Annotated in this window: 10 protein-coding genes; 8 read left to right on the forward strand and 2 right to left on the reverse strand. The window is 34.8% G+C overall.

Annotated elements, in window-relative coordinates; translation table 11 throughout:
- Positions 1–113 precede the first annotated feature (113 nt).
- A complete protein-coding gene (locus HNP25_RS04680) occupies positions 114–1127 on the reverse strand; it encodes a dipeptide epimerase (RefSeq protein WP_184131056.1) in 1014 nt (337 codons plus the stop codon).
- A 384-nt stretch (positions 1128–1511) separates the two neighbouring features.
- On the opposite strand from HNP25_RS04680, the gene HNP25_RS04685 reads away from it, so the two are divergent.
- Together HNP25_RS04685 and cdaA are read left to right on the forward strand one after the other, a co-directional pair.
- Positions 1512–2180 (forward strand): peptidoglycan DD-metalloendopeptidase family protein, encoded by a 669-nt coding sequence (locus HNP25_RS04685; RefSeq protein ID WP_184131059.1) that lies wholly within the window; start codon positions 1512–1514, stop codon positions 2178–2180.
- A 58-nt stretch (positions 2181–2238) separates the two neighbouring features.
- A complete protein-coding gene (gene cdaA / locus HNP25_RS04690; protein ID WP_221432403.1) occupies positions 2239–3024 on the forward strand; it encodes a diadenylate cyclase CdaA in 786 nt (261 codons plus the stop codon).
- A gap of 261 nt (positions 3025–3285) precedes the next feature.
- Here the strand turns inward: cdaA and HNP25_RS04695 are convergent, their stop codons facing one another.
- Positions 3286–4593 carry a cryptochrome/photolyase family protein gene (locus HNP25_RS04695; RefSeq protein ID WP_184131062.1) on the reverse strand — a complete coding sequence of 436 codons (1308 nt, stop codon included), beginning with the start codon at positions 4591–4593 and terminating at the stop codon, positions 3286–3288.
- 506 nt (positions 4594–5099) lie between these two features.
- Between HNP25_RS04695 and queA the strand changes: the two genes are divergently transcribed.
- The 6 genes from queA (at position 5100) to HNP25_RS04725 (ending at position 13574) form a co-directional block, all read left to right on the forward strand.
- Positions 5100–6152, forward strand: a complete 1053-nt coding sequence (gene queA, locus HNP25_RS04700; RefSeq protein ID WP_184131542.1) for a tRNA preQ1(34) S-adenosylmethionine ribosyltransferase-isomerase QueA — start codon at positions 5100–5102, stop codon at positions 6150–6152.
- A 105-nt stretch (positions 6153–6257) separates the two neighbouring features.
- Entirely contained in the window at positions 6258–6917 is a 660-nt protein-coding gene (locus HNP25_RS04705; protein ID WP_184131065.1) for a 2-C-methyl-D-erythritol 4-phosphate cytidylyltransferase, read from the forward strand.
- On the forward strand, positions 6910–7896 hold the full coding sequence (gene meaB / locus HNP25_RS04710; RefSeq protein WP_184131068.1) for a methylmalonyl Co-A mutase-associated GTPase MeaB: 987 nt from the start codon (positions 6910–6912) through the stop codon (positions 7894–7896). Before HNP25_RS04705 ends, meaB begins: the two co-directional genes overlap by 8 nt.
- A 3-nt stretch (positions 7897–7899) precedes the next feature.
- Entirely contained in the window at positions 7900–10263 is a 2364-nt protein-coding gene (locus HNP25_RS04715; RefSeq protein WP_184131071.1) for an efflux RND transporter permease subunit, read from the forward strand.
- Between the two features lie 86 nt (positions 10264–10349).
- The gene (locus tag HNP25_RS04720) at positions 10350–11534 is read left to right on the forward strand and encodes an MFS transporter (RefSeq protein ID WP_184131074.1); all 1185 of its coding nucleotides are present in this window, start codon (positions 10350–10352) and stop codon (positions 11532–11534) included.
- Between the two features lie 414 nt (positions 11535–11948).
- Entirely contained in the window at positions 11949–13574 is a 1626-nt protein-coding gene (locus tag HNP25_RS04725) for an NADP-dependent glyceraldehyde-3-phosphate dehydrogenase (protein ID WP_184131076.1), read from the forward strand.
- Positions 13575–13772 lie beyond the last annotated feature (198 nt).

Below are 13772 nucleotides of genomic sequence, written 5' to 3' on the forward strand. Positions count from 1 at the left end.
GGATGAAGTTGCAAAGCAACCTCTCCTTCAAGAATAGCAAATATAAAAATAATTATAATCAAATAATAGGATTTTAAGACAGTACCTCAAAGCTCAATGCTGAGAGCTGAAGACTAAATCAACTTCGCTCCAGTTCCGTTTTCGTTGGCGTATATTACTTTTCCGTAGTCGATAGTTACACCTGTTGAGATGTTATCATCTACTAATAAAATTCCATCCATGTCCACATAATCCAAGAGTGGTAAAAGCTGTGCGATGGCTGAACAACCAACGTTTGATTCTGTCATACAACCTACCATTACTTTCAACCCAAGTGAATGAGCTTGAGCAATCATTCTTCGTGCAGGCGTAAGCCCTCCGCATTTCATCAGTTTTACATTTACTCCATGAAAAAAGCCAAAACAACGTGCTACATCTTCTTCCACAATACAACTTTCATCGGCAATAATGGGCAAAGCTGATTCAGCAAATACTTTTTTCATGCCTTCCCAATTATCAGCTTTCATTGGTTGTTCGATAAACTCAACGCCCAGTTCTTTTAAAGCAAAAGAGTTTTTAATTGTTTCTTCTACATCCCAAGCCGTATTGGCATCTACTCTGAAAACGGCATCCGTATGTTTTCTAAGTTCTTGTACAATTTTAATGTCATCTTTCGTTCCTAATTTGATTTTATACAAAGGAAAAGGTACTTCTTGCATTTTTTCGACCATTTTTTCAATGGTATCAATGCCAATCGTATAATCAGTAATAGGATTTTTAGCAGTATCCAAACCCCAAAGTTTGTACAAGGGCTGTCCTTTTTTCTTTGCCCAAAGGTCGTTTGCGGCAATGTCTAAAGCACATAAAGCGAAAGGATGTTCGTCTTTGAGATAAGGATATAAATCATTCCAGAATTGTTCTGGACTTTGTAAATCGTAGTTTTCAATCAGCGAGCGAACTCCTTCTAACTGTGCAGTCATTTTCGCCATTGTTACACCATAATAAGGCGTTTCGGTGGCTTCGCCAAAACCGCTGAACTCGACATCTCGAAGTTCAACAATCAAAGTGGGTTGTACATCACGTGATTCATGCGTAATCGTAAAAGTGTGACGTAATTGTAATTCAAAGGAGTGAAGGATTAGTTGCATTAATGATTGATTGGTTTTTTGAAATATCAAGTTACTAAAAAAGGGGCAAATTTTCTAAGCCAATTTTTGAATGGAAATGAACAATGATGGATTTCTAAAATACCTATTGATTCATTTTTGTTTTACTTTGCTAGAAAAGCAAATTCTCAAAAACACTTCATAAAACTGATTTTTTTGATGTAATTAATTAAAAATAGGTCATTTTATGCTCAAAAAACTGTAATTTTGGGAAAATAGCAATTTTTTTGAAAAAATTAATTTTCATCTCGAACACACTTTTACAAGAGATTTAGGTTGAAAAATGCCGACAATTTTTGTAAAAGTGTTTTTGTTTTGAAACGATGGAATAACTTTAAAACAGTGTAGTAAATCAACAGATTTGAGATGTTAGAAACCTTAAAAAAATATAAATTTCAACCAGTTGTTCCTTTTGATTTTCAACATGAAACCGTTTACGAAATTGATTTAACTGAAAATAATTCTGAATTGGCGGAATTAAATTTGTCGGATACTGCTTTATTTAATGAGTACGTTACTCAAAAAATTAAGCAAGCTAATGCCGTTTGTGCGATTGGAGGTTACCTCGAAAATCGTTATATTTATCGTAGAAGTGAACATTTTCAACAAAATGATGAAGCTCGTTCCATTCATTTGGGTATCGATATTTGGGCTGCGGCGGGAACACCAGTATTTGCTCCTCTTACTGGAAAAGTACATAGTTTTCAAAATAACAAAGGTTTTGGTGACTATGGACCAACCATAATTCTTGAACATCAATTAGAAGAAAAGACTTTTTATACCTTGTACGGGCATTTGAATGAAGAATGTCTTGTAAATCTTTTTGAAGGAAAAGTATTTGAAGCAGGAGAGCAAATTGCGGAGTTTGGTGATTTTCCGATTAATGGTGACTGGCCACCACATTTACATTTTCAAGTAATTACTGATATGTTGGGACGTAAGGGCGATTTTGCAGGTGTTTGCGAACCATCAAAAGCAGAGGAGTATGCAACGATATGTTTGGACGGAGCAACAATATTGGGTATTGCAAGATAGTTAATGAAATGTGCTGTTGATAAAATTTAAAACCTCTTTTTAAAATAAAATATACACTATGCGAATAGGCTTTTTAACAATTGATTGGATTGATATTTTAGATATTTTATTGGTAGCATATATGTTGTATCAGATTTATAAACTGATACAAGGAAGTATTGCCAATAAGATTTTCTTTGGGTATATACTTATCTATGGCGTTTACTTGGTGTCAAAAGCATTAGGAATGGAATTTATGTCCACTATCTTAGGACAATTCATGAACATGGGTGTTTTGGCTTTATTGATTATTTTTCAACAAGAAATTCGCCGTTTTTTAATGGTACTTGGTCGTTCTACTTCTTTTCGTGAAAGTGCTTTGCTCAAAAGATTTTATTCACCTAAAGTATCTAATGAAAATCTTTCTACTTTACAATCCATTGTAGAAGCCGTAAAAGTAATGTCAACCACTTACACTGGTGCTTTGATTGTGATTGAAAAAGAAGATGATTTAAAGAAATTTATTGAGTCGGGCGATGTGTTGGATGCGGAAGTATCAAAAAGATTATTGCTGACAATCTTTCATAAAAATAGTCCTTTGCATGATGGTGCTGTTATTATCAAAGGCGGAAGACTCGCTGCGGCTCGTTGTATGCTTCCCGTTTCAGAAAGTGGTACAATTTCACCAGCTTTAGGATTTAGACACCGTGCGGCCTTTGGTATGAGCGAACAAACTGACGCTGCCATCATCGTAGTGTCAGAAGAGAAAGCTGAAATCTCATTCGTAAACCACGGAGGAATTTTCAGAAATATGTCTGTTCAAGATTTAGAAGTAAAATTGAAGGATTATATTTTGAAGGATTAAAATAAAGACTTTAGGATTTTGGACTCAAGGACTTGAAGATGATTTATTGCTAAATCAAATTTCCTGTTGTCTTAAAGTCCAGATAAGGACTTTAGGATTTTGGACTTAAGGACTTGAAGATGATTTATTGCTAAATCAAATTTCCTGTTGTCTTAAAGTCCAGATAAGGACTTTCGGATTTTGGACTCAAGGACTTGAAGATGATTTGTTGCTAAATCAAATTTCCTGTAGTCTTAAAGTCCTAAATCCTAAAGTCTCAAACTACAAACCTTTCAACGCTTCCTGATAAACTGGTAAAACCCTTTTTCTAGCCATATCATGATTAACGATAGGTTGAGGATAATCAAAACTATTCAATTCTGGAACCCATTTTTTAATGTATTCAAGGTTTTTATCAAACTTCTGAGTTTGTAATGTTGGATTGAATACCCTAAAGTACGGAGCCGCATCGCAACCACTTCCTGATGCCCATTGCCAGCCACCATTGTTAGCTGCAAAATCAAAATCTAATAATTTTTGCGCAAAATAAGCTTCACCCCAACGCCAGTCAATCAGTAAATGTTTTGTCAGAAAACTCGCAACAATCATTCTAACACGATTGTGCATAAAACCTGTAGCATTCAATTCTCGCATTCCTGCATCTACAATCGGGTAACCTGTTTTTCCTTTGCACCAAGCTTTGAATTCTGTTTCATTATTTCTCCAAACGATTTTGTCATAGTCTTTTCTAAAAGCATGACCTTGAGAAATGTGTGGAAAATTGTATAAAATATTGAAGTAAAAATCTCGCCAGATTAATTCATTGAGCCAAGTTTCAGAAAGTAAATTTGCCTTTCGGGCTAATTCACGAATACTTAGTGTACCAAAACGAAGGTGAACGGATAGCCTTGAAGTGCCGACAATCGCAGGGAAATCTCGTTTTTCAGCATAATTTTTTACGATAGCGTCTCGCACTACTTTACTCGGAAAATTCGTTCCAACTGCCTCAAAACCCATTGAAGCTAAAGTCGGAATTTCAAAAGGCTTTGTCTGTAAAAAATGATTAAAATACTTTTCTGTAGGATATGATTTTAAATAAAAGTCATTGAGTTTTTCTTTCCACTTTTTGCTGTAAGGCGTAAAAACTGTGTATGGAGTACCAGTGCCTGAGAGTATCTCTTTCTTTTCAAAAATTACTTGGTCTTTAAAAGTATTGAATTCAATATTTTCGCTGTTTACGAATTCTCGAACGCTTTCATCTCTTTCATTGGCATACAATTCGTAATCATGATTGGTAAAAATACTTTCTACTTCAAATTGATTCAGTAATTCAGGAAATACTTCTTCGGGTGTACCATATTTTACCAATAAAGATGAGCCTAATTCTTTCAAAGATGCTTGAATTTCAGTTAAAGCTTGGTGAATAAATTCAACTCTACGGTCACGTTTATCTGCTAATTTATCTAAAATATTTTTGTCGAAAATAAAGATTGGTAATACTGGCATACCTTTTTTGAGTGCATGATATAAACCAGCATTATCATGCAAACGGAGGTCACGACGAAACCAGAAAATTGAAATTTTAGACATTCTACGATTGTTAAAAATAATAATATACTCAGATACTTTCAAATAACGATTTACGACTCTTTTTGTTCGATTTAAGGTTTTGCTTCCTAAAAATATTTTAGTGAAAATGATTTACGAAACTTAAAACCATCTGAAAATCAGGAATTTTAAAGTTATCCGATAAAATATTTTTTTTATTTTAAATTTTTGAGATAAATATAATTGCCTAGTAATGAGCTTGTTCGCTTTTTGGTTGTGAGTATAATCGCTAAATAATTTCGAATAATCAACTAAAAGACTAATTTATTATCATTTTGTATTGACAAGCCCTATCTCGAAATTGTATATTTGCAAGAATCGTATTGAAGTCATTTAGCTATAGGGCGTGAGACTTTGGTATAAAATCAGGATGTAAGTTTTGGTTTTATACGATAAAAACCCATAGAATAATCATTTTATCAAACAAAATCCAAGTTAAAAAACCATAAGAAATGACTCCAGGCGAAAAAACCGCAAACATTATTAGAATGAAATTATCTGAGTTCAGATTCGACCTCCCTAATAACCTCATTGCCTTGTACCCACCAGAGAACAGAGGAGAATCTCGATTAATGGTCGTAAATAGAAAAACCAAAACAATTGAACACCGTATGTTCTCGGACATATTAGAATATTTTGACGATGGCGATGTAATGGTTACCAATGATACTAAAGTTTTTCCTGCCCGTTTGTTCGGACAAAAAGAAAAAACTGGTGCAAAAATTGAAGTATTTTTATTGCGTGAATTAAACAGAGAACACCGCCTTTGGGATGTGTTAGTAGATCCTGCTCGTAAAATTAGAGTAGGTAATAAATTATATTTTGGTGATAGTGATTTAGTAGCAGAAGTAATTGATAATACCACTTCACGTGGACGTACCATTCGTTTCTTGTACGATGGCGACCACAAAGCGTTGATGAAAGCTATTCACCAATTAGGAGAAACGCCACTACCAGACGAAATCCGTTTCAAACGTAAAGTTGAGCCTGCTGATGAGGAACGTTATCAAACAATTTATGCCGAACACGTAGGTGCTGTGGCTGCTCCAACGGCTGGTTTACACTTCTCGAAAATCATCATGAAGCGTTTAGAGTTGAAAGGTATCAACTTTACTCCATTAACATTACACGTAGGTTTAGGAACTTTCCGTCAGGTAGATGTTGAAGATTTGACAAAACATAAAACGGATTCTGAAAATTTCAATATCACAGAAAGAACTTGCGATGTTGTAAACGAAGGAATTGATAGCAAAAAGAAAATCTGTGCCATCGGAACTACTGTTTTGAAAGCTTTGGAATCTTCAGTTTCAGCAGATGGACACTTAAAACCAATTGAAGGTTGGACGGATAAATTTATTTTCCCTCCTTACGATTTCAGAATTCCAAACGCATTATTAACTAATATGCACTTGCCAGAATCTATTTTATTGATGATGACTTCTGCTTTTGGTGGTTATGATTTGATTAAGGAAGCATATCAAATCGCTATCAAAGAAAAATATAAATTCTTTAGTTATGGCGATGCCATGTTGATTATTTAAGATGAATAATCTCTAAGAATCAGGCGAAAGACATTAAGCATAAACATGGCTTAGGTCTTTCGCCTAATTGTTTTATAGGATTTTACAGATTCTTTCTAAGTATTCATGAAAAAATATGCCATCATCGTAGCGGGCGGAAGTGGAAGCCGAATGAGAAGTAATTTGCCCAAGCAATTTATTGAAATTGGCGGATTACCCGTTTTAATGCACACTTTAATTCGTTTTAAAGAAGCTTTTGCCGACATTAATTTAATTTTAGTATTGCCCGATAATCAATTTGATTTTTGGGAAGAATTATGCCAAAAGCATCATTTTACTGTAGCACATCAATTAGTAAAAGGTGGAAATTCAAGATTTCAATCTGGTAAAAATGGATTGTCTGTGATAGAAACTGATGGAATTGTAGCTGTTCACGATGGCGTCCGCCCATTTGTAAGTACAGATATTATTCGTGAAAGTTTTGAAGTAGCACAAGAGAAAGGTACAGCAGTAGTAAGTGTGGCATCTAAAGATTCTGTACGAGTAAACGGACAAGCAATTGACCGCCAAACAGTTCGTTTGATACAAACCCCACAAACTTTTCAGGTTTCAATCATAAAAAAGGCATTTGAAACGGAAGAATTAAGTACTTTTACCGACGATGCTAGTGTGGTAGAATTTGCAGGTTTTGAGATTAATCTGATTGAAGGTTCTTATGAAAATATCAAAATTACCACACCAGAAGATTTAGAATGGGCAGAAATTATCTTAAAGCGAAATGCTTAAACGCTTAACAACCAAAGAATATATCGACGGCATTTTGGCAGCGAACAGAATGATTCTCAGCAGAGCAATCACGCTGATAGAAAGCAATTTGCCAGCTGATAAAATATTGGCCCGTGAAGTGCTGAATGCTGTTTTGCCCAAAACTGGAAATTCAATCAGAATCGGTATTACTGGTGTACCTGGTGTTGGCAAAAGTACTTTTATCGAAGCTTTTGGTCAATTTTTAACCAAACAAGGGAAAAAAGTGGCCGTTTTAGCCATCGACCCAAGTTCACAAATTAGTAAAGGAAGTATTCTTGGTGATAAAACCAGAATGGAGAAATTGGTCAACGAGCCACTGGCATATATTCGCCCTTCGCCAACGAGTGGAGGTTTGGGCGGAGTAGCCAATAAAACTCGAGAAACCATGTTACTTTGTGAAGCCGCAGGTTTTGAAGTAATTATCGTAGAAACCGTTGGTGTTGGTCAGTCAGAAACGCTAGTTCATGGCATGGTAGATTTCTTTTTATTATTAATGTTGGCTGGTGCGGGAGATGAATTACAAGGTATCAAAAAAGGAATTATGGAAATGGCTGATTTAATAGCCATCACCAAAACAGATTCAGGGAATGAATTACAAGCTGATTTAGCTAAAGTAGCCTATCAAAATGCTTTACATTTATTTCCGCCCAATCAAACAGGTTGGTATCCAGAAGTACTTACTTGCTCTGCCATTACGGAAAAAGGCATTCGTGAAATTTGGCAGTCAATAGAAAAACATAGTTTACTTTTTACTGAAAATGGATTTTTTCAACAGAAACGTAGCGAGCAAAACCTTGCTTGGATGGATGATTTTATCAAACAATCCTTAGAAGAAAAATTTTATCAACACCCCAGTGTTAGCCATCATCTCAAAAATATTCAACAAGAAGTAAGTGAAGGGAAAAAGTTGCCCATCAATGCGGCTATTGAAATGTTGAATCTATTTTATCAATCATAAAAAATGAAAAACTTTTGGCATAATTTAGCCCTCTCCATTCTAAAATACCGACTTTCTTATTTATCTGCGGTGATTGCTCTTGCGATTTTCATGACGATAATGGCGTCAAAAACACAAGTATCTAGCGAATTACCAAAGATTCTTCCTCAATCAGACGAACGTTTTCAACTGTATGAATCATTCAAAAAGAGATTCGGTGAAGATGGTTCTGTGATGGTGATTGGTGTTGAAACGAATAAAATGTTTCAATTAGGTTTTTTCCAACAATGGCAAGATTTAGCAACGGAAATCAAAACAGTAAAAGGAATCAAAACGGTAGTGTATGCTGGCAATATTCCCAGAGTAGAAAAAGATGATTCTTTAAAACGTTTTATCACGAAAAATCTTATTGGCCAAAGAGCGACCTCGCAGATTGAAGTAGATTCTGTGAAAGCAAAATTGGACAAACTACCATTTTACAAAGGATTTATCATCAACGAAGAAGGAAATGTGCATTTGATGATGATTACTTTTGACCAAAGTGCCATCAATGATAAAAGTAGAGTAGAAGCTGTAAAAAAGATAAAAGTAATCGCTCAAAACTTTGAAGAAAAAGCGAAAACAGAGCTTCACCTTTCAGGAATGCCTTTTATTCGTACGGAAATGACGGCTCAGATTACAAATGAATTAGGTATTTTTCTGGTTTTAGCCATTGTTGTTACTTCGTTGATTTTGTTGGTGTTTTTCAAAAATATCAAAGTGATGTTGGTGGCTTTGGTAGTTGTGTTGATTGGTATTGTATCGGCTTTAGGAATTATCGTGTTATTTGGCTTTAAAATTTCTATTATTTCAGGACTAATTCCGCCTTTGGTAGTAGTAATTGGAGTACCCAATGCCATTTTTATTGTCAATAAATACCACGAAGAATATGCAAACCACGGCGACCAATGGTTGGCTTTGAAAGTAAGTATCGAAAAAATTGGACAAACATTAGTACTTTCTAATCTTACAACAGCGATTGGTTTTGGGGTTTTTGCTTTTACAGGAAGTATTTTTTTAATGGAATTTGGGATAGTTGCCGCCATTAATGTGATGTTGACTTATGCTATTTCATTGATTTTGATTCCGATTATGTTTAGTTATTTAGCACCACCTTCTACTAAACATACTTCACGTTTAGAATCTGGTAGAATTGCTAAAATCTTGTTAGGCATAGACCGTTGGGTTAATCACCGTCGAACAGTTATTTACTTGATTATTCTTACAATCATTGGAGTTTCGCTATATGGAACAACCAAAATAAAATCAATTGGTTACATTGTAGATGACTTGACGAAAGACAATCCGATTTATACAGATTTAAAATTTATTGAGAAAAATTTCAAAGGAATTATGCCTTTTGAAGTAGCTATTGATACTTATGAAGCTGGAAGAGTAATGAATTCCCCAGAACTTTTTACGAAAATAAAAAGAATGGAAAAAGAATTTGCTAAGTATCCAGAATTTACAAAACCTGTTTCATTGGTTACTGCCGCTAAATTTATTTATCAGGCTTATCGTGGTGGTGACCCGAAATACTTTATTTTGCCGGGTATCGACGAACTCGCAAAACTAAAAGAGTATAACTCAAGTCTTTCTGGGAAGCAAAATTTAGCGAAAGGATTTATTGATTCAACCAAGCGTTATACTCGTGTTAGTTTTCAAATTGCTGACTGTGGAACGGTTCGTACCAATGAACTTATTAGAGAATTGCAGCCGAAAATTGATACAATTTTCAATTATAATGCTGAAACGAATGAGTTTTATAAGAAAGGCGATAAACGTGGTTATGATGCAGAAATCACGGGAAACAGTGTAATTTATGCTTGGCAAAATGATTATTTACAAGGCAATTTAGTAGAAAGTACACTACAAGCCATTTTCTTGATTTGTATCATTATGGCATTGCTTTTCCGTTCTTGGAAAATGGTTTTTATCTCTACTTTACCAAGTTTAATTCCACTTTTGATTACAGCGGGTTTGATGGGTTTCTTTGATATTCATTTAAAATACTCTACTATTTTGATTTTTTCAATCGCTTTCGGGATTTCGTCAGACGGTACTATTTATTTCTTGACTCGTTATAAAGATGAATTATTGAATAAAAACAGAACAGTAAAAGAAGCCATCTCAGAAACTATTTTGAATACAGGTGTTTCGATGTTTTATACAGCAATTGTCTTGTTTACAGGCTTTTTCATTTTTACAGCCTCAACTTTCAAAGGAACTCAATCCTTAGGAATACTAATTTCTATCACATTACTGATGGCGATGATTTGCAATTTGGTATTACTTCCAGCTTTCTTGATGACACTCAATAAACGTGAAAGTAAAAAGCTTTTGAAATAATGAAGAGTTATTAAATATGAATTAAGAGATTTTAATTTGGTTAGTGGCTGAAGCTTAGAGTTTACAGCTACTAACTTTCTTTGCGAATGGAAAAACAACCATCAATATATACTACTCAGTTTTGGTTACTTTGTCTCAGTAATTTTCTTTTTTCTGCTAGTTTTCAAATGATGATTCCAGAATTGCCCGATTATTTGGGTTCGATGGGAGGAAAAGAATACATTGGTTATATCATTGCTTTATTTACGCTTACCGCAGGTTTTGCTCGTCCTTTTTCTGGTAAATTGACGGACACCATCGGTAGAGTACCTGTGATGGCTTTTGGTTCAATCGTTTGTTTTGTTTGCGGAGGTTTGTATCCTTTTGTTCATACAATTGCAGGTTTTTTATTACTTCGATTTTTACATGGATTTTCCACAGGGACCAAACCAACAGCAACTTCGGCCTACGTTGCAGATATTATTCCAGAGGATAGAAGAGGAGAAGCACAAGGAATGCTAGGTATTTTTACAGCAACTGGTATGTCAATCGGACCAAGTATTGGAAGTTATTTAACCGATTGGACGTCTATCAATGTGATGTTTTTTACTTCATCGGCTTTCGCACTATTATCTATTTTGATATTGCTCAATATGCGAGAAACCCTTCCTGTAACTCAGAAAGAGGCTTTTTCGCTTAAATTATTTAAAATTGGTTGGAAAGATGTTTTTGAACCTAGAGTAATTCCTGCTTTTACGGTAATGCTTTTGGTGTCTTTTTCTTCTGGAGTATTATTGACACTTGTGCCAGACCAGACCAAACTGTTAGGTATTACCAACAAAGGACTTTTCTTTACCATTTATACGATTTCTTCGCTGACGGTCAGATTGTTTTTTTCAAAATCATCAGATAAGTATGGACGAATTCCAATCCTAATGATTTCATCAGCCATTTTAGTTTTTTCAATGATACTTTGTGCTTTGACGAGTTCTTTTTGGGTATTCATATTAGCGTCTATTTTGTTTGGTTTCTCGTGGGGATTCAATACGCCCACTTTAATGGCTTGGACGGTTGACTTATCTGATGAACATTATCGAGGAAGAGCAGTAGCTACAACGTATATAGCTTTAGAAGCTGGAATCGGTTTAGGAGCATTATTTGCAGGACAAATTTATCAAGGCAAAGTAGAAAACATCATTATCCCATATTTTCTTGCTGCTTTTTTTGCATTCGCTTCTTTGGTATATTTATTTTTCAAACAAAAAAGAGGCGTTTTTTTACTTGAATCTTAGTCTTCGATGAATCAATTTTTACATAAATATTCAATTAAATATCATGGTTTTTGAACAGTATCTCGAACAAAAAAATATAGATTCCGAAAAATTTCTTTGGGGTAATCCAGAAGAATTTCAAGACCTAAAAGTGATTTTTAACCAAGTAAATCCAGAGAGTTTTACGGCTCAAAAGAAGTTTTTGATCAATAAACTTCGTCGAAAATATCAGTTGAAAACCTTTTGAGTAAACAGTTTCTTTATCTTAAAGAAGTAACAAGCACTTTTAACTGCAAAACAATAATTGTAATTATTTATAGTATATTTATAATTATTAAAATAAAACGGTATTATTCTACTTGTTGAAATTCCTTTCTTTTAAACTTTGCCAAGACGAATATCTAAATCATTGTACTTTTTTAAGAATAAAAATTCATGTCATCTGTAAAAAACTTAGAAGCACTATTTCCGACCGAAGCTCAGATTCCTGCGGAATATAACCTCACTGAGCCGATTGAGCAAAGGGAGTATTTAGTAAACGGTGAGATGCGCCAATGGGCTGGTAAAACCCAAGACGTTTGGTCTCCGATTTATGTTCAAACGGCAAATGGTTTAGAACAAAAAAGAATCGGTTCGTACCCAATCACGAATCCAGAAGATGCAATGGAGATTTTGGATGCTGCTGTTAAAGCTTTTGACCACGGTCGTGGCGAGTGGCCTTCAATGTCTGTAGCCCATCGTATTGAATGCGTTGAGAAATTCACGCAGCAAATGATTACGAAACGTGATGAAGTAGTGAAATTATTGATGTGGGAAATCGGTAAATCTTTAGGAGATTCACAAAAAGAATTCGACCGTACCGTTCAATATATTTATGATACAATTGGTGCTTTGAAAGACATCGACCGTAATTCTTCAAGATTTATGATTGAAGAAGGAATTATCGGACAGGTTCGTCGTTCGCCACTTGGTATTGTTTTGTGTATGGGACCATTCAATTATCCATTGAATGAAACATTTACGACTTTAATCCCAGCGTTGATTATGGGAAATATCGTGATGTTCAAGCCACCAAAACATGGGACTTTATTGCATTATCCATTGCTAGAAGCTTTCCGTACTTCATTCCCTGCTGGTGTAATCAACACTATTTATGGTCGTGGAAATTCGGTAGTTCCGCAATTGATGGAATCTGGTAGAATTGATGCTTTGACTTTGATTGGTTCGTCGAAAGTAGCGGATAAATTGAAAAAAATGCACCCCAAAGTAAACCGTTTGAGAGCAATTTTAGGACTAGATGCTAAAAATGCTGCCATTGTTACTGAAAGTGCAGATTTAGAATTAGCCGTGAAAGAATGTATGTTAGGTTCATTGTCGTTCAACGGTCAGCGTTGTACAGCTTTGAAAATGATGTGGGTTCACGAATCGTTGGTTGATGCTTTCAACAAACGTATGTCAGAAGAAATTGGCAAGTTGAAATTGGGTATGATGTGGGAAAAAGGAGTAAACATTACGCCACTTCCTGAACCAAACAAACCAGCATATTTAAAAGAATTGATTGAAGATGCCATAGCACATGGTGCAAAAGTAATCAACGAAGGTGGTGGAGAATCGTTCAAATCAATTGTTTACCCAGCATTGGTATATCCTGTGACTAGAGAAATGAAAGTATGGCATGAAGAGCAATTTGGCCCATTAGTTCCAGTTGTAGCATTCAGCGATATTCAAGAGCCAATCAATTATTTAATTGAATCATCTCATGGACAACAAGTATCTATTTTCAGTAAAGATGTACACCAAATTTCTGAATTAATGGATGTTGCCGTTCACCAAGTTTCTCGTGTAAATATTAACTCACAATGTCAGCGTGGACCAGATGGTTTCCCATTCACTGGTCGTAAAGATTCAGCAGAAGGAACACTCTCAGTAACAGCGGCTTTACGTTCGTTCTCAATTAGAACGGTAGTAGCAACAAAAGAAACAACAGAGAACAAAGCAATCATTAACCAAATTGTAGAAAACCAAGAATCAACATTCCTTTCTACTCGTTTTATTTGGTAGTTGACAGCTTTAAGTCTTGAGCGATGAGCTTTGAGATTTTATAAAGAAAAACCTGCAAAGAAATAAATCTTTGCAGGTTTTTTATTTTTGAATAAGATTTTGATACTTTGTTTTCTTGAATTAAATGGAATTTTAGTAGCTTGAAATTGGAGCAAAAAAAAATTGTCATCTAAGCTTTACTTGAATGACAATTTTTAC

Origin of the sequence: Arcicella rosea, from assembly GCF_014204325.1 — a bacterium.
GTDB lineage: Bacteria > Bacteroidota > Bacteroidia > Cytophagales > Spirosomataceae > Arcicella > Arcicella rosea_A.

Bases quoted from the DNA above. Each gene is read 5' to 3' on its own strand.
- HNP25_RS04715 (WP_184131071.1), top strand. From the start codon at position 7,900: ATGAAAAACTTTTGGCATAATTTAGCCCTCTCCATTCTAAAATACCGA.
- HNP25_RS04680 (WP_184131056.1), bottom strand. From the start codon at position 1,127: ATGCAACTAATCCTTCACTCCTTTGAATTACAATTACGTCACACTTTT.
- HNP25_RS04720 (WP_184131074.1), top strand. From the start codon at position 10,350: ATGGAAAAACAACCATCAATATATACTACTCAGTTTTGGTTACTTTGT.
- cdaA (WP_221432403.1), top strand. From the start codon at position 2,239: ATGCGAATAGGCTTTTTAACAATTGATTGGATTGATATTTTAGATATT.
- HNP25_RS04725 (WP_184131076.1), top strand. From the start codon at position 11,949: ATGTCATCTGTAAAAAACTTAGAAGCACTATTTCCGACCGAAGCTCAG.
- meaB (WP_184131068.1), top strand. From the start codon at position 6,910: ATGCTTAAACGCTTAACAACCAAAGAATATATCGACGGCATTTTGGCA.
- HNP25_RS04695 (WP_184131062.1), bottom strand. From the start codon at position 4,593: ATGTCTAAAATTTCAATTTTCTGGTTTCGTCGTGACCTCCGTTTGCAT.
- HNP25_RS04705 (WP_184131065.1), top strand. From the start codon at position 6,258: ATGAAAAAATATGCCATCATCGTAGCGGGCGGAAGTGGAAGCCGAATG.
- queA (WP_184131542.1), top strand. From the start codon at position 5,100: ATGAAATTATCTGAGTTCAGATTCGACCTCCCTAATAACCTCATTGCC.
- HNP25_RS04685 (WP_184131059.1), top strand. From the start codon at position 1,512: ATGTTAGAAACCTTAAAAAAATATAAATTTCAACCAGTTGTTCCTTTT.